Source organism: Actinomycetospora callitridis (assembly GCF_028737265.1).
In the GTDB taxonomy this organism is placed as follows: Bacteria; Actinomycetota; Actinomycetes; order Mycobacteriales; family Pseudonocardiaceae; genus Actinomycetospora; species Actinomycetospora callitridis.
The window spans coordinates 20,588-43,394 of sequence record NZ_JAQZAK010000003.1 but is presented as its reverse complement, the minus strand read 5'-3'; the positions used below and the strand labels follow the sequence as shown (position 1 = coordinate 43,394).

Below are 22,807 nucleotides of genomic sequence, written 5' to 3'. Positions count from 1 at the left end.
GGACAGACACGTGCAGGTCGCCGAACTGTTCCGACCGGTGCTGGGGGACGAGGCCCCCGTCGCCATCCGCGCCTACGACGGCAGCGCCTCGACGCCGTCGGCCGCCGAGCCGGTGGCCACCGTCGACGTCCGCAGCGAGACCGCACTCGCGTACCTCGCCGCCTCGCCGAACAGCCTGGGCCTGGCCCGGGCCTACGTCTCCGGCCACCTCGACGTCGAGGGCAGCCTCTACCAGGCGCTGACCGCGATGAGCGAGCTGACGGTCTCCGACGTCACGCCGTCGACGCTGCTGAAGATGGCGGCGCGCATGGCGCCGCTGCGCTTCCGCCACCGCGTCGCGCCGCCGCCCGAGGAGCACCGCCAGCGCGGCCGGCGGCACTCCAAGGACCGCGACTCGACCGCGATCGAGCACCACTACGACGTCTCCAACCGCTTCTACGAGCTGGTGCTGGGCCCGTCCATGGCCTACACCTGCGCGGTCTACCCGTCGGAGACCGCGACCCTCGAGGACGCGCAGTTCACCAAGCACGCGCTGGTGGCCGAGAAGCTCGCGCTCCGGCCCGGGATGCGGCTGCTCGACGTCGGCTGCGGCTGGGGCCAGATGGCGATGCACGCCGCCGAGCACCACGGCGTGCAGGCGCTCGGCGTCACCCTCTCGCGCGACCAGGCGACCTGGGCGCAGAAGGAGGTCGCGCGCCGGGGGCTCGGCGACCTCGTCGAGATCCGGCACTCCGACTACCGCGACGTCACCGAGGGCGACTTCGACGCGGTCAGCTCGATCGGGCTCACCGAGCACATCGGGCGCCGCAACATCTCGTCGTACTTCCAGGTCCTCTACTCGAAGCTCCGGCCGGGCGGGCGCCTGCTCAACCACTGCATCACCCGGCCCGATCACCACCACCGCGCCGCGGCCGACCCCTTCATCGACCGCTACGTCTTCCCGGACGGCGAGCTGCTGCCGATCGGCTGGCTGATCTCGCGGATGAACGCGGCCGGCTTCGAGATCCGCCACGAGGAGAACCTGCGGGAGCACTACTCCCGGACGCTCGCCGGGTGGTCGGCGAACCTCGAGGAGCACTGGGACGCCTGCGTCGAGGAGGCCGGCGAGGGACGGGCGCGGGTGTGGAAGCTCTACATGCCCGCGTGCCAGGTGGGGTTCGACGTGAACAACATCCAGCTGCACCAGGTGCTGGGGGTCAAGCTCGGCCCCGACGCCCGCTCCGGCTTCCCGCTGCGTCCCGCGTACTGAAGATCCCGCGCGGCGGGGTGTCGTCCGGCCCGGCCCGGTCCTCGGGGTCGTTGAGCACACCGCGCAGCTTGGCGACGGCGCGGTGCTGGGCGACCCGCACCGCGCCGGGCGTCGAGCCGACGGCCAGCGCGGTCTCCTCGGCGGAGAGGCCGACGACCACGCGCAGCACCAGGATCTCGCGCTGCTTGGGCGGCAGCTGCGCGAGCAGGGCGCGCATCTCGGCGCTCGCCGACGCCTCGAGCGCGTGCTGCTCGGGGCCGGCAGCGTCGGTGAAGCCCTCGGGCACGTCGTCGGTGGGCTCGGAGCGGTCGCGGCCCGCGTGACGGTGGGCGTCGACCACCTTGTGCGCGGCGATGCCGTAGACGAAGGCCAGGAACGGCTTGCCCTGGTCGGTGTAGGTCGGCAGCGACTTGAGGACGGCCAGGCAGACCTCCTGGGCGACGTCGTCCGCGGCCACCCCGGAGCGCTCGGTGCCCAGCCGGGAGCGGCAGTAGCGCACGACCAGGGGACGCAGGATCACCAGCAGCTGGTTGAGCGCGGCCTTGTCGCCGGCCACCACCGCGGCGACCAGCCGATCGATCTCGTCGGACTCCTCGGTCACGAGCTGACCCGCCGCCCGCTCCGCGGTGCCCCCACCGCCGCGCGTCCCACACGTCCCCCCACGTCCACTGAGCGTGACCGGCAATCACTCCACGGAGATACGGAGTCCGTCACGCGATCCGGTCGTGTCCTCACCGTGCTCGATGTGCCGCGAGCTGTGAAGGAGGCGCGCGGTCGGCGGCGCCACGAACCGGTCAGCGGCCGATCGGTCGTGTGCGATACGTCGTGTGCGCGCCGTCACCGGTCGTTTGGCTCCGACGAGCGGATCTCGATCACGAGGGGGCACCGCGACGGTCGGGCGCCAGCACGGCCTCGCCCATGGCGTCGCCGACCCAGTCCTCGTACTGCTCGCCGGTCCAGCCGCGCGCACCGGTGAGGAGGTGCCAGACCTCGGCGCTGTTGAGGGTCCACAGGCGGTCGCGGGCGACGTCCTCGTCGAGACCGGGGGAGAGGGCCCCGAGCTCGACCACGCGCCGCACGACCATGCCGGTGCCGATCAGGCGCTCCTGGTCGGTGGTCGCCCGCAGGGCCACGAGGTCCGGGTCGCCGGAGAGGGCGCCCGCGCCGATCTGCAGCGCCAGCGGTCCGAGGCGCTCCAGCAGCGACCGCCCGAGCCGCGCGTATCCCCGCAGGAACGCCGCCGGGTCGGGATCGGCGTACAGCGCCCGCACCTCGGGCCGCTCGGCCAACGGGACGTCCTGCGCGTCGCCGGCGAGGACGAGGTCGTAGCCCTCCTTGAGCAGTGCGGCCTTCGTCCCGAAGCCGTTGTAGACCGTCTGCGCCGAGACCCCCGCGGCCTTCGCCACCGAGGCCACCGACGTCGTGGCGTACCCCTGCGCCACGAACTGCTCGACGGCGGTCAGGGCGATCTGCTGGCGCGTGAGGGCGGCGCGGCGCTCGCGCCCGGAGGCGTCGTACCGACGTCGTGCCGACATTTCGTTTGACTCCTGCCCAAATCGAGTTAGTGTCACTCTATCCAAATCAGCGGCCCACGGCGAGACCGGGGGCCGAGTCCCTCGGAGTCCCCGTCATGACCACCGATCCGTCCCCCCGTCCTCCGACCGCCGTCGTCGGTGCCACCGGCACCGTCGGTGGGCTGGTCCTCGACGAGCTGCTCGCACGGGGCGTGCCCGTGCGAGCCCTCGTCCGTCGCCCGGTCGACACGCTCGACCGTCCCGGCGTCGACCAGGTCGTCGCCGACCTCGGCGACCCCGGGGCCCTGCGCGCCGCCCTGGACGGCACGGCGTCCGCCCTGTACGTCTCGCCGCACGCCGTCGACGAGGAGCGGTACGCCGAGAACCTGCTCGCCGCGGCCGAGCAGACCGGCACACGCGTCGTGTTCGCCGGTGTGCACATCTCCCGTCGCACCCTCGCCGGACGCCTGCAGGGTCTGGTCTTCGCGTGGATGCTGCCCAGCTACCGCGGGAAGCTGCGGATCGGCCGCCGCGTGGAGGAGAGCCGCACCCGCGCCGTCGTCCTCGCGCCGAGCAACTTCTTCCAGAACGACGAGGTCTTCCTCCCGGAGATCGGCGCGGGCCTGTTCCCGATGCCGATGCGCGGGGTCAACCGCGTCGACGTGCGCGACCTCGCCGAGCTCGCCGCCCGCGAGCTCGTGTCGCCGCGCCTGGACCCCGGCACGTACCCGGTCGCCGGCCCGGCCACCCTGTCCGGCGCTGACTGCGCCGCGGCGTGGAGCCGGGCGCTGGGCCGGGACGTGGCCTACGTCGGCGACGACGAGGTCGCATGGCGGGTCGCCTTCGCGCAACGCCTGCACGGGCGCAAGCACGACGACTGGGTCGCGACGGGGGAGCTGCTCGGTGCCCGCGTCGTCCGCATGGATCGCGAGGCCGACGCCACGGCAGCGCTGCTCGGGCACCCGCCGCGGGCCTACGACGCCTACGTGCAGGAGCAGGCCGCCGTCCTGGCCACGTCCGCGGGAGGCCCGCGATGAGCGTCCGCCACTCCATCCGTGCCCGGACGATCGACCGGGGGAGCACCCGACCCGACTGGCGCCGACCCCACCTGGCGGCCCTCACGGCCCTGACGGCGTACTCGACGGGCGTCGGCTGGCAGGCCCAGGCGGTGTCCTATCCGCTGTTCCGGGCCGTGCCGTCCGAGGACTTCCTCGCGTACCACGCGCAGTACAACGAGGCGATCCCGCTCGTCGTCATCGTGCCCGGGTTCCTGTCGTTCCTGGCGTGCGCGGCGTTCCCGTGGACCAAGCCGGCCGACGTGCCGCGCGGACTGGCGGGCGTCGTCGCGGGCAGCGGGCTCGTGTCGCTGGTGTCGACGGTCGCGTGGGCGATCCCGAGGCACGACCGGCTCGACCGGATCGGCCAGGACGAGGCGACGATCGCGAGCCTCCTCGACGCGAACCTCGTGCGGTCCCTGGCCCTCACGGCGGGCGCGGTGGCCCTGGTGGTGGCGACGACCCGGAGCGGCCGGCCCTCCCGCATCGCCAGCTCGATCCGATAATCGACATTATGTCATTTCGACAGGAGGAGCGTGTCCCTCAGACCGGCCCTCCACCCTTATGTCATTTCGACAGGAGGGAGCCGACGTGGCGAACCATCCCCTCGTGCCCGATCGATCGTTACGCTCCAGCCCCATCCGCACCGGGCGTCGAGGGGGCACTCACGGGTGGACGGCAGCGAGTTCGGGCGGTACCGCCTCGAGCGTCTCATCGGCTCGGGCGGGATGGGTGACGTCTACCAGGCGGTCGACACGGAGCGGGACCGTGTCGTCGCCCTCAAACTGCTCCCCCCGCTGTTCAGCGGCAGCGCCGAGTTCCAGGAGCGCTTCCGCCGCGAGTCGCGCGTGGCCGCCCGGCTCCGCGACCCGCACATCATCCCGATCCACGACTTCGGGGAGATCGACTCCCGCCTCTACATCGACATGCGCCTGGTCGACAGCGGGCGCACCGTCGCGACGCTGCTGCGCGAGGAAGGTGCCCTGCCCCCGGAGCGCGCGGTGCACCTGGTGGGCCAGATCGCGGAGGCGCTCGACGCCGCGCACGGCGACGGGCTGATCCACCGGGACGTCAAGCCGTCCAACGTGCTGATCACCGACCGCGACTTCGTCTACGTCATGGACTTCGGCATCGCGCACGCCGTGGGCCAGACGGCGTTCGGGCTGACGATGTCGGGCTCCACCGTCGGCACGATCGACTACATGGCCCCGGAGCGGTTCACCAACGGGCCGATCGACACGGGGGTGGACGTCTACGCCCTCGGGTGCCTGCTCCACCAGTGCCTCACCGGCCGGACGCCCTTCGAGGGCTCCGAGGCGCCGGCGCTCATGTACGCCCACGTGTACGTCGATCCCCCGCGCCCGAGCGCCACCGTCCCGGGTCTCCCCGACGCCCTCGACGAGGTCGTCGTGACCGCGATGGCCAAGGACCCCGCGGACCGCTACGCCACCACCGGCGAGCTCGGCGACGCGGCGCGCGCGGCGCTGGGCGGTACGGCGACCACGCCCCCGCGAGCCGTCCCCACCACCGAGCGGGCGACCGTGGTCACGCCCCGGAGCACCCGCCCCGAGGAGGAGGCCGGCGACGACCCGCCGACCGGCGCGGCGGTCGATCCACCGGCCGACCCACCCACCGCGCAGCAGTCCCCCGCCCCTCTCCCGGTGTCCGACGGACCGACCGGCGACGCCCCGTCCGCCGACACCGGCACCGGCGACACCCGAACCGGCGTCAGGGCGTGGGCCGCCCGCCCGGGCTCCCCGGCGATCGTCGTCCTCGCGGGGTCCGCCGTCGTCGTCCTGGCGCTGCTCGCCGTGCTGCTCGTGGCGATCGGGGGCGGGGACGACCCCGCGACAGGCGCCGTCGGCGCCCCGGCCGACGCCGTCGTGGCGGCGGCGAGCAGCGGGACGGCCCGGGTCGTCGGCTCGGTGCCGACGCCGGCCACGCCGGGATCGCTGACGGTGGCGCCGGGCGGCCGCGTCGCCTACGTCGCCAACCGCGACCCCCGGGTGGTCACGGTGGTCGACCTGGCCGCGGGGGCGGCGATCGACACGATCCCGGTGCCCGCCGCTCCACCGCGCTTCATCGCCTTCTCCGGCGACGGCGCCCGCGCCTACATCAGCGCCTACACCGACGACGACGCGGTCAACGTGGTGCAGGTGGTGGACACCGCCACCCGCGACGTGGTCGCCGTCGTCCCGGTCGACCGCAGGCCCTACGCCCTCGCCGCCGCGCCGGACGGCCGCACCGTGTGGGTGCCGAGCCACGACGACGCCACCATCGACCTCCTCGACACCGCGACCAACACGATCACCGGGCGCCTCCCGGTGGCCGCCAACCCGCACTGGGTGGCGTTCAGCGCCGACCGCGCCTACGTCGCCAACCACGAGTCGAACCTCGTCACGGTGATGGACGCGGGCACCGGCGCGACGCTCGCGACGGTCCCCGTCGGGGTCAGCCCGCACGCGCTCGCCCCCTCCCCCGACGGCGCGCGGGTGGCGGTCGCGAACTACGACGACGCCAGCGTGTCGATCGTCGACACGGCCACCGACCAGGTGGTCGCCACGCCGGTGGTGGGCGCGGGCCCGCAGTACGTCAGCTACGCCGCCGACGGCCGCCACCTCTACACCGCGAACGTCCAGGACGGCACGGTGTCGGTGGTCGACACCGCGACGTCGCGCACCACCGCGACCATCCCGGTCTGCAGCTCGCCGACGAGCGTCGTCATGGCCCCGCCGGCCAACTCGACCGCCCGCGTGACCTGCCTGGACGAGGCCCGCCTCGCGGTGCTCGGGATCGGCGGCTGAGCGAGGTCAGCCGGATCGGTGGAGGCCCTCGAGCAACCGGGCGGGCGACAGGCTCACCGGGAACGGGAGTGCGAGCCGACGGTCTGGTCGCCGACCGCCTCGGCCACGGTCCGGCACCGGCCGTCGTCGCCGAGCTCGAGCACCTCTCGGAGGTCGGCCCCGGACCTCCGTGGCCGTTCGCCGAACTCGGGCCCCGGGCCCCGGCGCGAGAGCTCCGACGGCACTCCGGAGAGATCGAACCGGCGCGCCCTCAGGACGGCCGCAGGCGCCGCAGCAGCGGGATCGCCGCGATCTTCTCCTCGGTGAGCTCGTCCCACACGATGCGGCCGGGGTGGCGCACCTCCCGCGTGCAGGTGACGACGCGGTCGGGCGTGACGAGCAGGTCGAGGCGCACGTCGTGGTCGGTCACGGGGATCTCCCCCGTCGCGACGACCTGCTGCCCGTGCACCGTCGTCACCACGGGGGTGTCCGGCGCGACGAGCCCGGCCTCGCCGGCGACGGCGAACTCGAGGTCGGAGAACCCGCCGCCCTTGCCCAGGCGTGCGCCGTCCTCGGCGACGGCCACGCAGCCGGTGACGACGAGGTCGACCGGCTCGAGGTCGGAGACCGCGACGGTGCGCCCCGACCGCGAGGCGCCCTTGATCGACGACGCCTTGCGCGGGGTGTCGTCGAGGTCGTCGGGGTCGAGCAGGAAGAACGGCGCCTCCTCGGCGAGGCGCGGCACCGCCATGTAGACGGTCTTGCCGTCCTCGAGCGCGCGCTGGCGCACGGGCCACTGCGCGGAGTCCGGATTGCACTTCAGCGTGCGGGCCTGCTTCCAGACGTCGGTCTCGCGCAGTCGCTCCGCGGCCGCCTCGGCGCCGACGAAGTTCGGGATGCGGCCGTGCGCCCCCGGGAACCGCGCGACCTTCCCGTCGCGCAGGGCGTCCCACACGCGCTGGCGGAGGGCGTGCTTCGCCTCGACGATCTCCGCCGGTCCCCCGGCGTCCGCGTCGTGCCGTCGGGTCCGTGCCACGGCGACACCGTACGGCCCGGGCCGTCTTGACGAGTTCGTGCGCGGCGAACCCGGAGGAGTAGCGCGGGGCTCAGGCCCGGTCGATCAGTGCCGTGATCGCGGCGACCGACCTGCTGATGTCCTCGGGCGTCGTCGACCAGTTCGACACCGAGAAGCGGACGGCCGGGCGGTCCGCCCAGACGGTGGTGCCGACCCAGCAGGTGCCGTCGCGCGCGACGGCCCGGGAGAGCTCGCCGGGGTCGACGTCGCGGGGGCGGAACAGCACCTGGTTGAGCTCGACCTCGGCGAGGACCTCGACGCCGGGATGGCGTCCCAGCTCCTCGGCGGCCTGCCGGGCGAGGGCGCAGCACCGCTCGACGAGGTCGGCCACGCCGCGGCGCCCGAGGCTGCGCACCGCCGCGTACACCGGGAGCGCGCGGTTGCGCCGCGAGCTCTCCGGGGTCCGGCCGGACGGGTCCTGGGCGTCCACCGTCAGGTAGGCGGCGGAGAGGCTCAGCGCCCGGGTCAGTGCCGCCGGGTCGCGGACGATCGCCAGCCCCGAGTCGTAGGGGACGTTGAGCCACTTGTGGGCGTCGACGGCCCACGAGTCGGCGCGCTCGACGCCGGCGACGAGGTGCCGACGCGACGGCGCGGCCGCGGCCCAGAGCCCGAACGCGCCGTCGACGTGCAGCCAGGCCTGCTCGCGGGCGTGCACGACGTCGGCGATCGCCTCGAGCGGGTCGCACGCTCCGGTGTCGACCTGCCCGGCCTGGGCGCAGACGAGCACCGGGCCGTCGAGGGCGGCGAGGAGGTCGCGCAGCAGGTCGGGGCGCATCCGGCCCTGGTCGTCGGCCGGGACCCGGATCGCGCGGTCCGAGCCGAACCCCAAGAGCCGCAGGGCCTGCAGCACCGTGGAGTGGACCTTGCCGCCGACCAGCACGGTCGGCACCGGCGCCCCGGCCAGCCCGTCGGCGCCGACGTCCCAGCCCTGCGCGTCGAGCAGGGCGTGGCGGGCTGCCGCGAGACACGACACGTTCGCCATCTGGGCGCCGGTGACGAACCCGATCGCCGCGTCGGGCGGGAGCCCGAGCAGGTCGAGCACCCACCGCGTCGTCACCGCCTCGACCGCGGCCGCGGCGGGCGACATCACCGCGGCGGCGGCGTTCTGGTCGGTCGCGGAGACCATCCAGTCCGCGCCGAGCGCCGCGGGCAGCGCGCCACCGGTGACGAACCCGAAGTACCGCGGACCCCCGGTCGCCACGAGGCCGGGCTCGAGGGCGGCGGCGAGCTCGTCGAGCACCTGCGTGGCCGGCAGCCCCTCGGGCGGCAGTGGTCCGTCGAGGCGGGCGCGCACCGCCTCGGCGTCGACCGGGATCCCCACGGGACGCCCGGGCAGCGAGGCCAGCCACTCCCCCGCGAACCGCCGGGCCCGGTCGAGGCTGTCGTCCCACACCTCGCGGGACGGTACGGCTACTCGGGCCGGGCGACCACGGACCGCCGGGCGTGCGCCAGCGCCCAGAGCCCGAGCAGAGCGACGACCAGCACCTCGGCCAGGGCGAGTCCACGCTCGAGCAGGCCCAGCGGCACCGCTCGCCACCACGGGACGCCCGTGACCCCGCGCAGGCCGATGGCCCCGACGATGGGCAGGAACGACGCCAGCGCGAGCCAGGATCCCCACCGGACGCCGATCCGGAAGGGCCGGGCGGCCGGGTCGCCGCGGAGGCGCCGGGCGAGCAGCAGGGCGCCGAGCGGCAGGGCGATGAACGCCACGAGGCTCGCGTAGCGGTGGATGTAGCCCGAGACGCTCGGCCCGATCGACCAGTTCGTCTTCTCGAACGCGACGACGAGCAGCAGGCCCACGCACCACGCACCGATCAGCACCGACGGCAGGGAGCGGGCGGGTGTCAGGCGTGCGGCGACCAGCGCCGCGAGCACGCCCGCCGAGCCGAGCGCGAGGACGACCACCGCGACGTCGAAGAGCCAGCCGCCCGGCAGGAGCGCGTACTCGCTGATCGTCCGGCGGACGGGGTCGACCGCCGACGACGGGCCCACCAGGTGCATGGCCCCGATGACCAGCAGCGCCAGGACCACGGCGCCCACACCCAGCCGTGCCCCGGACCGCACCACCGTCTCCGCCTCGCGCGGCGGCTCGGTCCACGTCGTCGGCGTCGTCGGTGTCGTCACGAGGGGTCCAACGTCGACGGCACGTCGTGCGTTCCGACCAGCGTTCCCGTCAGGGCCGGAGCCCGGCGCCGGTCGGGTCGAGCGGACCGGCGGGGCCGAAGCCGTCGGCGAGCCCCACGCACCGCTCGCCGGAGAACACGCCGGCCCGGTAGTGCAGGCCGTCCGCCGCGGCGTCGACGGCGAGCACGACGTCGTAGGTCCGCGGGTGGGCGACCTCGTCGACGTACTGCACCTCCCACGCGGTCGCCGCCAGCTCCTCGGGCGGCCCGCCGTCGGGGTCGCCGAGGTGCCCGGACTGCCAGGCCGCGACCGCGTCGGCGTACCAGGACAGGATCGCGACGTTGTTGACGTGCCGGTTGGTGTCGACGTCCCCGATGCGCGAGGTCAGCCGGTGCACGGCCGGGTAGCGGGTGCGATCGCGGCGGGCCGGCCCCGGGCGCGGGGCGGCGGCCCCACCCGGTTCGTCGATCACCATCGACGCGAGGTCGGCGCGCAGCTCGTCCGGGAGCTCGCTCGGGCCCGACCCCGTGGCCACCACGGTCACCGAGTCGCCGACGGCGACGCAGCGGTCGCCGGCGAACACCCCGTACCCGTAGGAGAACGACGACCCGCCGATGCGCCGGACCCCGAGCCCGATCCGGTACTCGGCGCCGCGCGGGACCGGCGCGAGGGCGCGGAGGCGCTGTGCGGCGAGCACGATCCGGAAGCGACCGCCGCCGTCCTGCAGGAGCGCCCGGAAGCGCGGCAGCTCGGCCTGGACCCGCGCCTCCTCGAGCCAGCGGGTGAGCGCCACCGTCGTCACGCGCCGGTCGCCACCGAGGTCGGAGTAGCGCGGGGTGACCGGGCGCAGGACCGGGAACGCCGTCAGGTCGGTGAGGCCCCCGCCGTCCCCGGCCAGCGACGGACCGGCGGGCGGGAGGACCAGTGCGGGCTCGGCCATGGCGCCCATGCTCCCCACCGCGCGCGGGCCGGACGACGCGGCACCACCCGGATCACATGTGACGACCGCCCCCGGGGCACCCGGGCGACGTGACCGACTACCCGCCCGGGTTCTTCGACCGCGCCGACACCGGCGACGACGCCCGCTTCTACGGCCCACCCCGGCTGGTGCAGCACATCGACGACGAGGCGATCGCCGCCGTCGGCGCGTACTACGAGGAGGTCGGCGTCACCGGCGACGTCCTGGACCTCATGAGCTCGTGGGTCTCGCACCTGCGCACCCGCCCGCGGCACCTCACCGTGCTCGGGATGAACGCCGCCGAGCTCGAGGCCAACCCGATGGCGGACGCGCGGGTGGTGCGCGACCTCAACGCCGACCCGGCGCTGCCCTTCGACGACGCCGTCTTCGACACCGCGATCTGCACGGTCTCGGTCGACTACCTCGTGGCGCCGGTCGCGGTGTGCGCCGAGGTCGCCCGCGTACTGCGGCCCGGCGGGACGTTCGCGCTGACCTTCTCGAACCGCTGCTTCCCCACCAAGGCGGTCCGCGGCTGGCTCGCCGCCGACGACGAGGGGCGCGCGACGATCGTCGCGTCCTACCTGCGCGACGCGGGCGGTTTCGACGAGCCCGTCGCGCAGCGCCGCGCGTCACGCGGGGACCCGGTGATCGCGGTGCACGCCGTCCGGCGGTAGAGCGTCCCGCCGGGCCGCGAGGGGCACGTTCCGCAGGATCCACAGGCCCGCGCGCCTGCCGAACGTGCCCCTCGCGCGAGCACTGGCGGCACTTTCGGGAGATCGAAGCGGAGAGCCCCGGGTCACCCCCCGGCCGCGGCCAGCCCCTCCAGCACCGCGCGGGACTCCGCGTCGGCGGGGACGAACGACTCCAGCGAGAGCTCGTCGAGCGTGACGTCCCAGGCCGCGCCGAAGTGCGTGATCGTCGAGTAGAAGCGCAGCTCGCCCTCGGGGTGGTCGAGGTGCAGCGGGAGCATGACGTGCGCCGCTCGGGCCGCCGGGCCGCCCTGCGGGGGCGGGGGCGCGAACTCCGCCAGCTCCTCGCGCAGCGCGACGAGGCGCGGGTCGCCGGTGAGGTCGGCGAGGCGTTCCAGGCGGTGCAGCAGGTGCCCGGCCCACTCCGAGAGGTTGCGCACGTGGGGCGCGAGGCCGTCGGGGCGCAGGCTGAGGCGGTAGATGTTGATCGGCGGGGCGAGCACCGCGGGGTCGAGCACGGCGAGCAGGGCGCCGACGGCGCGGTTGGCCATCACCACGTCGCCGCACCGGTCGACGACGAGCGCCGGGAACGGTTCGTGGCCCGCGAGGAGGTGCTCCAGCGCCCCGCGGACCGCCTCGAGACCCCGCGCGTCGAGCCGGGACTCCGCGTAGGTCGGGGCGAAGCCTGCGGCGAGGAGCAGGGTGTTGCGCTCGCGCAACGGGACCTCCAGGTGCTCGCACAGGTCGATCAGCAGCTCCCGGCTGGCCCGGGCCCGTCCGGTCTCGACGAAGCTCAGGTGGCGGGTGGAGACGCCCACGTCGAGGGCGAGGTCCATCTGGCTGCGGCGGCGTCGGGTGCGCCAGCCCCGCAGCAGGTCACCGGGGCCGGGGCGGGCGTCGAGCGTGCTGGTCACGAGGACGACGGTAGGTCGGTCGGCGCGCGCGGACCATGACCTCCGAGGTCATCGACGCGGCTACCGGCGCCGCCGCAGGGTTCTCCCCGACGCAGTCAGCGACCGAAGGAGAACCCGATGACCACGACCACCGCCCTCGCCACCCGCCTCGACCTGCGCGCCGTCCTGCGCCTCGACGCCGTCGCATCCGGCACCCTCGGCCTCGCCGCCACCGCCGGGGCCGGCGTGCTCGACACCGCGCTCGGGCTCCCGAGCAGCCTGCTCCTCGGCGTCGGCGTGTTCCTCGTCGTCTACGCCGCGGGGCTGGTCGCCCTGGCGGGCCGGGCGGTGATCCCGCGCCCGGCGACCTGGGTCGTCGTGCTCGGCAACTCCGCCTGGGTGCTCGCGAGCCTCGGCCTCGTCGTCGGCGCGTGGGACCGCCTCACGGTGCTCGGCGCGGTCATCGTGCTCGCCCAGGCCGCCGCCGTCGCGGTGTTCGCCGACCTCCAGTACGCGCGGCGGTGAGGATCGCCGGGCGCCGCCAGGGCCGCGGCAGACCGAAGCGCACGGACACCCCGGGCGAGGCGGCGACGTGGTCCGGCGGGCGCCCGGCGAGCCCCGGGAAGCCGGCCCGGTCCAGCAGCGTGTCGTCGAGCTCGAGCAGCTCGGCGCGGTGCAGCGGCCAGGGCTCGTGGACGTTCGGGACGTACCAGTCGACGCCGAGGTGACGCTCGTGCAGGCCCCAGCGGGCGGTGAGGAACTCCTCGAGCGGGCCGGAGGCCATCGGCTCCCCCACCCGCAGCCGGACCCGGCTCGGGTGGGGCCGGCTCGTCTCGTAGACGCGGTCCGGGCCGTCGTCGATCCGCATCGTCGCCCACCGGTAGGGCAGCCCGAAGGCGGCGCGGGCCCCGGCGACCACCGCGAGCCGGCTGGCGTCGAGGCTGCGGAAGACGATGCCGCGCGCCCCGCGGTCGTCGACGGTGTAGAGCCGCACGTTGGTCTCGGGGAAGGTCCCCAGCCACGGGATCGACGGCCCGCGCAGCACCCCGGCGCCCACCATCCGGAAGGGCACGAGCCCGACCCAGGTGACGCCGTCGTGGACGTCGGGGCGCACCCCCGGCGGGAGCAGGGGCGCCACCTCCGCCGGGTCGAGCGCCCAGTGCAGGAACGCCACGTCGCACCAGCGCTGGGTCATCATCGTCGGCCCGGTGTAGCCCGGTGCCTCGCGCGTCACGGGCTCGACGGGTGGGGTCATACCCCCGGTCATCCCCGGTGCGGAGGCCCGCCACGCACGATCTCGGTCCTGAGGAGGCCGCCGCTCCACGGGCGCGTAGCGACCTGACGCGGCAACCCGGGCCGGGAACATCGCCGGCCATCACGGGGGTTGGCCCTGCAGAGAGAGTCGAGTCGAGGAGGTCGTCGTGGCGCTGACCATGTTCGGCGGGCCGCTGTCCCGCAAGGTGCCGGAGACGCGGACGTTCACGGTCGAGGGACCCGCCCACTCGCTGCTGCTCGAGCCGTTCACGCGGCGCGTGCGCGCGGAGGTGGACGGCGTGACGGTGCTCGACACGGTCCGCGGGGCGCTGCTGTTCGAGACCGGCCTGCCGCCCCAGCTCTACGTGCCCGAGGAGGACCTGCGCACCGACCTCCTCGAGCCCAGCGACACCACGACGCACTGCCCGTTCAAGGGCGACGCGACCTACCGCAGCCTGCGCGTGGGCGACCGGGTGGTCACCGACGCGGTGTGGGCCTACCCCACCCCGATCGCCGAGTCGTCGTGGCTGGCCGGTCGCGCCGTGCTCGCGCCGGGCGCGGCCGACCGCTGGCTCGACGAGGACGACGAGGTCCTCGGGCACCTGCCCGACCCGTACCACCGCGTGAACCTGCGGAACACCAGCCGCCACGTCAGCGCCGCCACCACCGACGGCGTGGCCGTGGCCGACGCGGCCGGCGGCATCCTGCTGGGCGAGACGGGCCTGGTCGACCGCTTCTACATCGCGCGCGACTCCCTGTCCGCCACCCTGGAGCCCAGCGAGAAGCGCACCGTGTGCCCCTACAAGGGCGTCGCGACCTACTACTCGCTGCGCCTGGACGACGGGCGGGTGCTCGCCGACGCGGCGTGGTCCTACGAGTCGCCGACCGACGAGTCGCGGGCGATCACGGACCTCGTGAGCCTCGCGCACGACGACCTGGTGGTCACGGCGAGCTGAGCGTCCCCGGCTCGGCCTCCTGCGCGGCGTCGCGCAGCACCTGCGCCTGCCCCGCGTAGCGCGCGGTCTCGGTGATCAGGTGCAGCAGGATCCAGCGGAGCTCGATGTGCCCGCGGCGGTCGTCACGCACGGCGTCGTCGAGGGACTCGGAGCCGGCCAGCGCGTCACGGCCGCGCTCGCACGCCTCGAGGTAGGAGCCGACGACGTCCTCGGGCTGCTCCACGTCGGCGAAGCGGAAGCCCGGGTCGGGGTCGTCGACGTAGCTCGGCGCGTGCGCCGTCGGGTTGCCGCGCTCCCCCCACCGCTCCACGAGCCACGTGCGCTCGAGCTCGGTGAGGTGCTTGACGATCCCCAGCAGGCTGGAGCCCCGCTCGGCGGGGATGCGCCGGCGCAGCGCGATCTCGTCCAGCCCGTCGAGGGCCAGGACGACCAGCGCCCGGAAGTAGTCGAGCCATCCCTCCAGCGCCTCGCGCTCGTCGGCCACCTCGGGTGGCGTGGGTCGGCGTTGCAGGGGCGCCTGGAACCGCACCGGCTCTCCCGGGGTCGCATCGTTCACACCTGACACACCCTCTGTCGTCAGCCGAGCGCAGATCGTTACACCCCGTGGCGCAGCGCGCCTCCTCCGCTACTCCTCGACGAGACGCTCCAGCGCCGGCAGCGCCGCCTCGAGGGCCGCGCGCTGCTCGGCGTCGAGCCGGTCGAGACGCTGCGCCAGCGAGGCCGTCCGCTCCGTGCGGATGTGCCGGATGGCCTGGTGCCCCTGGTCCGAGAGGTGGATCAGCGCCGATCGCGCGTCCTGGGGGTCCGGCGTCCGGATGAGCAGACCGGCCTCGTCGAGCGCCGCCAGCACCCGGCTCATCGTCGGCGGGGTGACCGCCTCCCGTCGCGCCAGCTCGGAGAGCCGCAGCGGCGCGGCGTCCTCCAGCGTCGCGAGCACCGACGTCTGCAGCGGCGGCAGGGCCGCGTTCGAGTCGACGCGGATGCGCCGGTTGAGACGTCCCACGGCCAGCCGCAGGCGCGAAGGGAGGTCAGGGTCGGACGAACCGGACCTATCGGTCGGGTCGGCCTGTGTCCCGGTCGCGGAAGTGGACATACCTCATCGTCCCATCCCCACGGCTCCGACGGGCGACGTGTCGCCGTCCGTCACGACTGTGTCACGCGCTTGGGCCGCCCGGGTCACCGATTCGGCCGGGTCACAGCTTCCGGAGCCGGATGCGCCGCACGGTGTGGTCGCCACCCTTGGTGAGGACGAGGTCCGCGCGCGAGCGGGTCGGGGCGATGTTCTCGCGCAGGTTCGGCCCGTTGATCTCGTCCCACAGGGTGGCCGCCTGGGCCCGGGCCGCGGTCTCGTCCATCTCGGCGTAGCGCCGGAAGTACGACGCGGGGTCGCGGAACGCCGTCTCCCGCAGGGCCAGGAAGCGCTCGACGTACCACCGGCGCACGTCGGTGGGGTGCGCGTCGACGTAGATGGAGAAGTCGATGAGGTCCGACACCGCGAGCGCGCTCGCCCGCTCGCCGGTCTGCGGGGCCGGCTGGAGCACGTTGAGGCCCTCGAGGACGAGGATGTCGGGGCGCGCGACGACCCGGTGCTCGTCGAGGACGTCGTAGGTCAGGTGCGAGTACGTCGGCACGGGCACCTCGGGCTTGCCCGCCTTGATGTCGGAGACGAACCGCAGGAGGGCGCGCCGGTCGTAGGACTCCGGGAAGCCCTTGCGCCGCATCAGCCCGCGCCGCTCCAGCTCGGCGTTGGAGTGCAGGAACCCGTCGGTGGTCACCAGCGCGACGTTCGGGTGGTCCTGCCAGCGCGCGAGCAGCAGCCGCAGCAGCCGGGCCGTCGTCGACTTGCCGACCGACACCGACCCCGCGATCCCGATCACGAACGGCGTCGCCTGCTCGTCCTGGCGCAGGAACTGCCGGTAGGCGTCGAGCAGGCCCGCCGTGGCCCGCACGTGCAGGTCGAGCAGCCGTGAGACGGGCAGGTAGACCTCGCGCACGTCGTCGAGGTCGACGGGGTCGCCCAGGGAGCGCAGCTCCTCGAGCTCCTCGGCGGTGAGCGGCACGGCGCTGGTGTCGCTCAGCTGCGACCAGGAGTCCCGGTCGAAGTCGACGAACGGGCTACCGCTCACGACACGTTCCCCGCTCCGGGCTCCCGCACATGGCGCGCCATTGTTCTCGCGCGCGCCCGGTGCCGCGCCACCACGTGCGGCGCAGGTCACCGTCCGAGGGGTCAGGAACGCATCTGCGCGGTCGAGGTCAGGGCGTACTCCACGACGCACACCTCCGGCGGCAGCCCGAGCACGTGGACCACGGCCGCGGCGACGTGCTCGGGCGTCAGACCCCGGGCGTGCATGCGTTCGCGGAAGGCGGCGACGTCCTCGCGCCCGGCTCCGTCGCCCGCCGCGAGGTCACCCGCCATCAGATCGGTGGCGACGAAGCCCGGGGCGACCGTCGTGACGCGCACGCCCCGCGCCCCCGCCTCGCGGCGCAGCGTCTCGTCGACGGCGTGGGCGGCGTGCTTGCTCGCCGCGTAGACCCCGCCGGCGGCCGAGGGCACGCGCCGCCCGGACATCGAGGAGATCGTCACCCAGCTCGCACCCTCGCCGAGGTGGGGCAGCGCGGCCCGCGCGGTGGCGAGCAGGCCGTGCACGTTGACGTCGAACACCTCGCGCCAGCGCTCCGGGTCGGTCTCGCCCACGGCCCCGAGGTGCATGGTCCCGGCCGCCGCGACGACGCCGTCGAGGCCGCCGAGCTCGGCGGCCAGGCGGTCCACGGCGTCGGTCAGCGCCGCGGCGTCGGTGACGTCCGCGACCCCGACGACCGCGGCGTCCCCGAGCTCGGCGACCAGCCCGGCGAGGCGCTCGGCCCGCCGTGCCACCAGCCCGACCCGCGCGCCGGCGGCGACGGCGGCCCGCGCCGCGGCCTCCCCGATGCCCGACGACGCGCCCGTCACCACGACCCGCCGGCCGTCCAGGGAAGCCACGGGATCACCGTAGGCCGGGGCCCACAGCGTCGGAGCGGGCCGGGCACGCGGCTACGCTCGTCGACGTGGTGAACGTGGCGACGAACGACCGGGTGGGGCGCGAGGAGCTCGACGCGTTCCTGCGCACCCGACACAAGGCGATCGTGGTGACGCGCCGCTCCGACGGCGGTGACCAGACCTCCCCGGTGACGCTGGGCATCGACGCGGAGGGCCGCCTGCTCGTGTCGACCTACCCCGAGCGGGCGAAGGTGACCAACGTGCGCCGCGACCCCCGGGTGGCCATGTGCGTGCTCTCCGACGACTTCGACGGCCCCTGGGTGCACGTCGAGGGCACCGCCGAGGTGCTCGACCTCCCCGACGCGCTCGAGCCGCTCGTCGACTACTTCCGCTCGATCTCCGGTGAGCACTCGGACTGGGACGAGTACCGCGAGGCGATGGCCCGCCAGGGCAAGAGCCTGATCCGGTTGACGGTGCAGCGGTGGGGCCCCATCGCCACGGGCGGGTTCCCCGCCCGGTTGGCAAGCAGCTGACGGGGGACCCGGTACTCCGTGGACGTCCTCCTGTCGGTGCTCGGACTCATCGGGTTCGTCGCCGTCACCTTCGGCACCGCGATCTTCGTGGCCGCCGAGTTCTCCCTGACCAGCCTCGAGCGCAGCCAGATCGACAACCACGTCGACGAGGTCGGCGACCGGCGCTCGAAGATCGTGCAGCGCGCGCACCGCAACCTGTCGTTCGAGCTCTCCGGGGCCCAGCTCGGGATCACCATCACGACGCTGATCACCGGTTACCTCTCCGAGCCCGCGATCGCGACCCTGATCTCCCCGGTGCTCGAGGACGTCGGCCTGCCGCCCGGCGCCGCGGGCGGGACGGCCTCGGTGATCGCGCTGGTCTTCGCGACGGCGCTGTCGATGGTGTTCGGCGAGCTGGTGCCGAAGAACCTCGCCATCGCCCGCCCGATGCGCACGGCGCGCATGGTGGCCGGCGTCCAGGCCGGCTTCTCCCGGGTGCTCTCGTTCTTCATCACCGGGCTCAACGGCTCGGCCAACTGGATCGTGCGGCGCCTCGGCGTCGAGCCCGCCGAGGAGCTGCGCTCGGCGCGCTCCCCCCAGGAGCTCGGCTCGCTCCTCACCACCAGCGCCCAGCAGGGCACGATCGACGAGGGCACCGCCGAGGTCATGGCCCGCTCCCTGCGGGTGGGTGAGCGCAACGCCGACGAGATGATGACCCCGCGCGTGCGGGTCGAGTCGCTGTCCCAGGACGACACCGTGGACGACCTCATCGCCGCGACGATCCGCACCGGCTTCTCGCGCTTCCCCGTCGTCGACCGCGACCTCGACGACATCCGCGGCGTCGTCCACGTGAAGCAGGCATTCTCCGAGCCCCGCAACCGGCGCGCCACCACCAAGCTGCGCAACCTCATGCGCACCGCCACCACCGTGCCCGATTCCCTCGACGGCGACGAGCTGCTCGACCGTCTGCGGGGGGCCGGGCTCCAGATGGCGCTGGTGGTCGACGAGTACGGCGGCACCGCGGGCATCGTCACGCTCGAGGACCTCGTCGAGGAGATCGTCGGCGACGTCCGCGACGAGCACGACCGCGGCGAGGCGGCGCGGGTGCGCGGCGAGGGCGAGGACAGCTGGATCGTCTCCGGGATGCTGCGCTCCGACGAGATGGCCGAGGTCGTGGGCTGGTCGTTCCCGGAGAGCGAGGTCTACGAGACGCTCGCGGGCTACATCACCGCGGAGCTCCAGCGGCTGGCCAACGTCGGCGACGCGGTCACGCTCGACGACTGGCAGCTGATCGTCACGCGCGTCGACGCCCGACGCATCGCCGAGGTCCGCGTGGTGCGACCACCCAAGGTGCCCGCCGCGGTCGCCGTGAGCGGCGAGGAGGCCTCCCCGTGAGCGACGGCGTCGCCCTGCTCCTGATGTTCGCCCTGCTCGGGGCGAACGCGTTCTTCGTCGGCGCGGAGTTCTCGCTGATCTCCGCGCGCCGCGACCGTCTCGAGGCCCTGCACACCGAGGGCGCCGCGGGCGCCGGGACCGTGCTGCGGGCCTCCGAGCACCTCTCGATGATGCTGGCCGCCGCCCAGCTGGGCATCACGATCTGCTCGCTGGCGCTGGGCTCCCTCGGCGAGCCCGCGGTGGCCCACCAGCTCGAGGTCGTCCTCGAGCCGATCGGCGTCCCGTCGTTCCTGATCCACCCGATCGCGTTCGTGGTCGCGCTGACGATCGTCACGATCCTGCACATCGTGATCGGCGAGATGGTGCCCAAGAACATCGCCATCGCCGGGCCCGAGCGCACCTCGCTGTGGCTCGTACCCGCGCTCGTCGCGTTCCTCAAGGTCACGCGCCCGGTGATCGTGGTGCTGAACTGGGTCGCCAACCACATCCTCAAGGCCTTCGGCGTGACGCCGGTGGACGAGCGCGAGTCGGCGTACACCCCGCAGGAGATCGCCGGGATGCTCTCGGAGTCCCGCGCCGAGGGCCTGCTCGACGCCTCGCAGACCCGCAGGCTGACCCAGGCGCTGAGCTCGGCGGAGCACACCGTCGCCGACGTGCTCATCCCGCTGGACCGGGTCACGGTGCTGCCCCCGAACCCCACCGTCGGCGCCGTGGAGGAGGCCGTGGCCCGCACCGGGTTCTCGCGCTTCCCCGTGCAGGCGCCGACCGCACCCGACGCCCACCCCCGCCTGGGCTCCGATCCCCTGGAGCCGGGCACCACCCCGATCACGCCGGAGGGGGAGAACGCCGACCACGCGCCGGTCGTCGAGCTCGCGGGGTACCTGCACGTCAAGGACGTGCTCGACCTCGGCGACGGCGACGGCGACGGGGCCTCGGACGACGAGGCCGCCGACCACCCGGTGCCGGCCGAGCGGGTCCGGGCCCTGCCGGAGATCTCGCTGTCGGCGCCGGTGGACGAGGCGCTGGCGGCCCTGCGACGCGAGGGCTCGCACCTCGCCCGCGCGGTCGACTCCGAGGGCTCGACGGTCGGTCTGGTGGCCATGGAGGACCTCCTCGAGGAGTACGTCGGCACGGTCCGCGACAGCACCCACGTGACGAGGTCGGGGGCACGCTCGTGACGTCTCCGGAGATGCGGCGCGAGGTCCTGGTCGTCGGCGGCGGCATCAGCGGGATCGCCTGCGCCCGCGCGCTCACGACCGCCGGCACGCCGGTGCGGGTGCTCGAGCGCGCGAAGCGCGTCGGGGGGCGGATGGCGGCGCGGCCGCTGCCCGACGGTGCTGACCACGTCGTCGACCTCGGCGCCGCCTACTTCACCGCGCGCGACGACGAGTTCGTCGCCGTCGTCGAGGACTGGCAGCGGCGCGGGCTCGCCGTCCCGTGGACCGACACGCTCGCCGCCCGCGGCGAGGACGGCACGTGGTCGTCGACGTCGGGCCCGCAGCGGTGGTCCGCGCCCGGTGGCCTGCGCTCCCTGGTGGCCGACCTCGCCGAGGGGGTCACGGTCAGCACCGGCCACACGGTCTCGAGGGTGACGCCCGGCCCGGCGGTGGACGGGCAACCGGCCTGCGCCGTCGTGCTCGCCATGCCCGACCCGCAGGCCGCCCGCCTGCTCGACCCCGCCCTGCGCGCGAGCGCGGGCGTCGCCGACCGGGCCTGGAACCCCGTCATCTCGGTGGCCCTGGGCTACGGGCACCGCGGCTGGGAGCGCCTGCCGGCGGCGTTCGTCAACGGACACCCCGACGTCGACCTGATCGCCGACGACGGCGACCGCCGCGGCGACGGCGCCCCCGTGCTCGTCGCGCACTCCACCGCGGAGCGGGCGCGCCGGCACCTCGACGACCCCGACGGGGCGATCGGCCCGGTCGTCGCCGCGGTCACGGAGCTGCTCGGCCTGGACGACGCGCCGGCCTGGACCCACGCGCACCGCTGGACGTACGCGAGCCCCGCACAGCCGCACGAGGAGGAGTTCTCCCTCGACGACGACCTCGTCGGGCTCTGCGGCGACGGCTGGGGCAGTCCCAAGGTCGAGACGGCCTGGCGCTCGGGCACCCTGCTCGGCCGGGCGATCGCGGACCGCGTGTCGTGCTGACCGGCCGCTGACCTGCCCCTGACCAGCCGCTGACCGGCCGCCGTCGCGCTGCGGGACCCGGTCGTCGCGGCCGGTGACCGCCGACCGCGGGGTTCCTCCCGTCCGCCGTCGAGGAGGCAACCCGGCCTGGTCGGCGCGTCCGGTTCGTCTACTCTCGCTCACGGAACGGTTACGAGAAGGTCACGGCGCTCCCCACGACGGACCTTCGCTCCCCCGTCCGGCAGCACCGACCCCGACGGTGTCGCCAGGCCGTTCCGTGATCGGAAGGCAGAACGTGACACGGCAACGCTCCCCCTGGGGCCGTGACGCAGAGGCAGGCACGAGCCGACGCGAGCCCCGGACGGTCCCCTTCGTCATGCCCGCGGGCGCCGTCCGTGGCGCATCGCGCCACCGCTCCCCCGCCCGCTCCGCAATGCGCCACGGCGCCGTCGCGGCCGGGCTGACCGGCAGCGCGCTCGCCCTCGTCGGCCCGGCGGTCATCGCCCTGCCCGACCAGGACCCCCAGGACGCGGCCACCACGCTCGAGCTCTCCGCGCAGGGCGCCTCCCTCGCCGACACCGCGTCGGCGTCCTCGTCGTCCGTCGGCTCCGCCGTCACCCCGGTGAGCGAGCCGTCCGGCGGCGCCGCGTCCGCGGACCTCATCAAGGCCGCCGAGCGCGACCGCGCGGCCGACGCCGCCACGGCCCGCCGGGCCGAGGCGGACGCCGCCGCGCAGCGACAGACCCAGCAGGCCGCCGCCGAGGAGGAGCGCACCGCCTCGGTGACCGGGTGCGGCGCGTCGGGCTCCTACGGCGGCGTCGCCGACTCCGTCCAGGAGGTCGGCAACGCGATGGAGTGCGTCTTCCCGGGCCACGACGTCCTGGGCGTAGGCAGCCGCGGCGGCCAGTCCGACCACCCCGGCGGCTACGCGCTCGACTTCATGACCACCAGCGGCGACGCGATCGCCGACTGCGTCATCGAGAACAAGGGCGACCTCGGGGTCGAGTACGTGATCTGGGACCAGCGGATCAACACCGGCTCGGGCTGGGAGAGCATGGAGGACCGTGGCGGCGCCACGGCCAACCACGAGGACCACGTCCACATCTCGTTCGAGCGCGGCGGGTCCCCCGACGTCTCGGCCCTGCGCAGCTGCGGCTGATCCCGCTCTTCACACGCCCTTGACTCACCTGGTCCACTGAACGGGTGTCGACGGAGACGAGCGGGTCGAGCACGGACAGTGAGCTC

24 protein-coding genes are annotated in these 22,807 nt (G+C 74.6%); 12 read left to right on the top strand and 12 right to left on the bottom strand.

Annotated elements, in window-relative coordinates; all coding sequences use genetic code 11:
- Nucleotides 1–10 precede the first annotated feature (10 nt).
- Nucleotides 11–1,249 carry an SAM-dependent methyltransferase gene (locus tag PH191_RS11610; protein ID WP_274194769.1) on the top strand — a complete coding sequence of 413 codons (1,239 nt, stop codon included), beginning with the start codon at nucleotides 11–13 and terminating at the stop codon, nucleotides 1,247–1,249.
- Here the strand turns inward: PH191_RS11610 and PH191_RS11605 are convergent.
- Entirely contained in the window at nucleotides 1,197–1,850 is a 654-nt protein-coding gene (locus PH191_RS11605) for a sigma-70 family RNA polymerase sigma factor (protein WP_274194768.1), read from the bottom strand. The genes PH191_RS11610 and PH191_RS11605 overlap by 53 nt on opposite strands.
- 271 nt (nucleotides 1,851–2,121) lie before the next feature.
- The gene (locus PH191_RS11600; protein WP_274194767.1) at nucleotides 2,122–2,784 is read right to left on the bottom strand and encodes a TetR/AcrR family transcriptional regulator; all 663 of its coding nucleotides are present in this window, start codon (nucleotides 2,782–2,784) and stop codon (nucleotides 2,122–2,124) included.
- Between the two features lie 95 nt (nucleotides 2,785–2,879).
- Here PH191_RS11600 and PH191_RS11595 point away from each other — a divergent pair, with 95 nt between their 5' ends.
- From PH191_RS11595 to PH191_RS11585, 3 genes are all read left to right on the top strand, one after another.
- On the top strand, nucleotides 2,880–3,800 hold the full coding sequence (locus PH191_RS11595; RefSeq protein ID WP_274194766.1) for an SDR family oxidoreductase: 921 nt from the start codon (nucleotides 2,880–2,882) through the stop codon (nucleotides 3,798–3,800).
- Nucleotides 3,797–4,324 carry a hypothetical protein gene (locus PH191_RS11590; protein WP_274194765.1) on the top strand — a complete coding sequence of 176 codons (528 nt, stop codon included), beginning with the start codon at nucleotides 3,797–3,799 and terminating at the stop codon, nucleotides 4,322–4,324. The genes PH191_RS11595 and PH191_RS11590 overlap by 4 nt, the downstream gene beginning before the upstream one ends.
- Nucleotides 4,325–4,489: 165 nt before the next feature.
- Nucleotides 4,490–6,622 (top strand): protein kinase domain-containing protein, encoded by a 2,133-nt coding sequence (locus tag PH191_RS11585; RefSeq protein WP_274194764.1) that lies wholly within the window; start codon nucleotides 4,490–4,492, stop codon nucleotides 6,620–6,622.
- Nucleotides 6,623–6,872: 250 nt separating this feature from the next.
- Here PH191_RS11585 and PH191_RS11580 read toward each other — a convergent pair whose 3' ends face one another.
- The 4 genes from PH191_RS11580 to PH191_RS11565 all read right to left on the bottom strand — a co-directional run bounded on the left by PH191_RS11580 (nucleotide 6,873) and on the right by PH191_RS11565 (nucleotide 10,740).
- Nucleotides 6,873–7,637, bottom strand: a complete 765-nt coding sequence (locus PH191_RS11580; RefSeq protein ID WP_274194763.1) for a 5-formyltetrahydrofolate cyclo-ligase — start codon at nucleotides 7,635–7,637, stop codon at nucleotides 6,873–6,875.
- A gap of 70 nt (nucleotides 7,638–7,707) precedes the next feature.
- A complete protein-coding gene (locus tag PH191_RS11575; RefSeq protein WP_274194762.1) occupies nucleotides 7,708–9,069 on the bottom strand; it encodes a pyridoxal phosphate-dependent decarboxylase family protein in 1,362 nt (453 codons plus the stop codon).
- 17 nt (nucleotides 9,070–9,086) lie between these two features.
- A complete protein-coding gene (locus PH191_RS11570) occupies nucleotides 9,087–9,800 on the bottom strand; it encodes a DUF998 domain-containing protein (protein ID WP_274194761.1) in 714 nt (237 codons plus the stop codon).
- Between the two features lie 49 nt (nucleotides 9,801–9,849).
- Entirely contained in the window at nucleotides 9,850–10,740 is an 891-nt protein-coding gene (locus tag PH191_RS11565; protein WP_274194760.1) for an acyl-ACP thioesterase domain-containing protein, read from the bottom strand.
- A gap of 89 nt (nucleotides 10,741–10,829) precedes the next feature.
- Between PH191_RS11565 and PH191_RS11560 the strand changes: the two genes are divergently transcribed.
- Complete coding sequence (locus PH191_RS11560; RefSeq protein ID WP_274194759.1) at nucleotides 10,830–11,432, top strand: methyltransferase domain-containing protein; 603 nt, start codon at nucleotides 10,830–10,832, stop codon at nucleotides 11,430–11,432.
- Between the two features lie 122 nt (nucleotides 11,433–11,554).
- On the opposite strand, the gene PH191_RS11555 is transcribed toward PH191_RS11560, so the two are convergent.
- Complete coding sequence (locus tag PH191_RS11555) at nucleotides 11,555–12,361, bottom strand: MmyB family transcriptional regulator (protein ID WP_274194758.1); 807 nt, start codon at nucleotides 12,359–12,361, stop codon at nucleotides 11,555–11,557.
- Nucleotides 12,362–12,478: 117 nt separating this feature from the next.
- On the opposite strand from PH191_RS11555, the gene PH191_RS11550 reads away from it, so the two are divergent.
- Nucleotides 12,479–12,865, top strand: a complete 387-nt coding sequence (locus PH191_RS11550; RefSeq protein ID WP_274194757.1) for a hypothetical protein — start codon at nucleotides 12,479–12,481, stop codon at nucleotides 12,863–12,865.
- Here the strand turns inward: PH191_RS11550 and PH191_RS11545 are convergent.
- Complete coding sequence (locus PH191_RS11545) at nucleotides 12,801–13,595, bottom strand: YqjF family protein (protein ID WP_274194756.1); 795 nt, start codon at nucleotides 13,593–13,595, stop codon at nucleotides 12,801–12,803. The two genes, PH191_RS11550 and PH191_RS11545, sit on opposite strands and share 65 nt — an antisense overlap.
- Before the next feature lie 166 nt (nucleotides 13,596–13,761).
- Here PH191_RS11545 and PH191_RS11540 point away from each other — a divergent pair, with 166 nt between their 5' ends.
- Nucleotides 13,762–14,550 carry a DUF427 domain-containing protein gene (locus tag PH191_RS11540; protein WP_274194755.1) on the top strand — a complete coding sequence of 263 codons (789 nt, stop codon included), beginning with the start codon at nucleotides 13,762–13,764 and terminating at the stop codon, nucleotides 14,548–14,550.
- On the opposite strand, the gene PH191_RS11535 is transcribed toward PH191_RS11540, so the two are convergent.
- The 4 genes from PH191_RS11535 to PH191_RS11520 all read right to left on the bottom strand — a co-directional run bounded on the left by PH191_RS11535 (nucleotide 14,537) and on the right by PH191_RS11520 (nucleotide 17,530).
- Nucleotides 14,537–15,106: a mycothiol transferase gene (locus tag PH191_RS11535; protein ID WP_274194754.1), complete on the bottom strand. Its 570-nt coding sequence runs from the start codon at nucleotides 15,104–15,106 to the stop codon at nucleotides 14,537–14,539. The two genes, PH191_RS11540 and PH191_RS11535, sit on opposite strands and share 14 nt — an antisense overlap.
- Before the next feature lie 69 nt (nucleotides 15,107–15,175).
- Nucleotides 15,176–15,553: a MarR family transcriptional regulator gene (locus PH191_RS11530; protein ID WP_274194753.1), complete on the bottom strand. Its 378-nt coding sequence runs from the start codon at nucleotides 15,551–15,553 to the stop codon at nucleotides 15,176–15,178.
- Between the two features lie 190 nt (nucleotides 15,554–15,743).
- Entirely contained in the window at nucleotides 15,744–16,676 is a 933-nt protein-coding gene (gene coaA / locus PH191_RS11525; RefSeq protein ID WP_274194752.1) for a type I pantothenate kinase, read from the bottom strand.
- 101 nt (nucleotides 16,677–16,777) lie between these two features.
- The gene (locus PH191_RS11520; RefSeq protein ID WP_274194751.1) at nucleotides 16,778–17,530 is read right to left on the bottom strand and encodes an SDR family oxidoreductase; all 753 of its coding nucleotides are present in this window, start codon (nucleotides 17,528–17,530) and stop codon (nucleotides 16,778–16,780) included.
- Between the two features lie 65 nt (nucleotides 17,531–17,595).
- Between PH191_RS11520 and PH191_RS11515 the strand changes: the two genes are divergently transcribed.
- The 5 genes from PH191_RS11515 to PH191_RS11495 all read left to right on the top strand — a co-directional run bounded on the left by PH191_RS11515 (nucleotide 17,596) and on the right by PH191_RS11495 (nucleotide 22,721).
- A complete protein-coding gene (locus PH191_RS11515; RefSeq protein ID WP_274194750.1) occupies nucleotides 17,596–18,060 on the top strand; it encodes a PPOX class F420-dependent oxidoreductase in 465 nt (154 codons plus the stop codon).
- Nucleotides 18,061–18,078: 18 nt separating this feature from the next.
- A complete protein-coding gene (locus tag PH191_RS11510) occupies nucleotides 18,079–19,434 on the top strand; it encodes a hemolysin family protein (protein ID WP_274194749.1) in 1,356 nt (451 codons plus the stop codon).
- Nucleotides 19,431–20,612, top strand: a complete 1,182-nt coding sequence (locus tag PH191_RS11505) for a hemolysin family protein (protein ID WP_274194748.1) — start codon at nucleotides 19,431–19,433, stop codon at nucleotides 20,610–20,612. The genes PH191_RS11510 and PH191_RS11505 overlap by 4 nt, the downstream gene beginning before the upstream one ends.
- Nucleotides 20,609–21,583, top strand: a complete 975-nt coding sequence (locus PH191_RS11500) for an NAD(P)/FAD-dependent oxidoreductase (RefSeq protein WP_274194747.1) — start codon at nucleotides 20,609–20,611, stop codon at nucleotides 21,581–21,583. Before PH191_RS11505 ends, PH191_RS11500 begins: the two co-directional genes overlap by 4 nt.
- A gap of 355 nt (nucleotides 21,584–21,938) precedes the next feature.
- Nucleotides 21,939–22,721, top strand: coding sequence for a VldE C-terminal domain-containing protein (locus PH191_RS11495; protein WP_274194746.1), 783 nt, complete (start codon nucleotides 21,939–21,941; stop codon nucleotides 22,719–22,721).
- The last annotated feature ends 86 nt before the right edge of the window (nucleotides 22,722–22,807 follow it).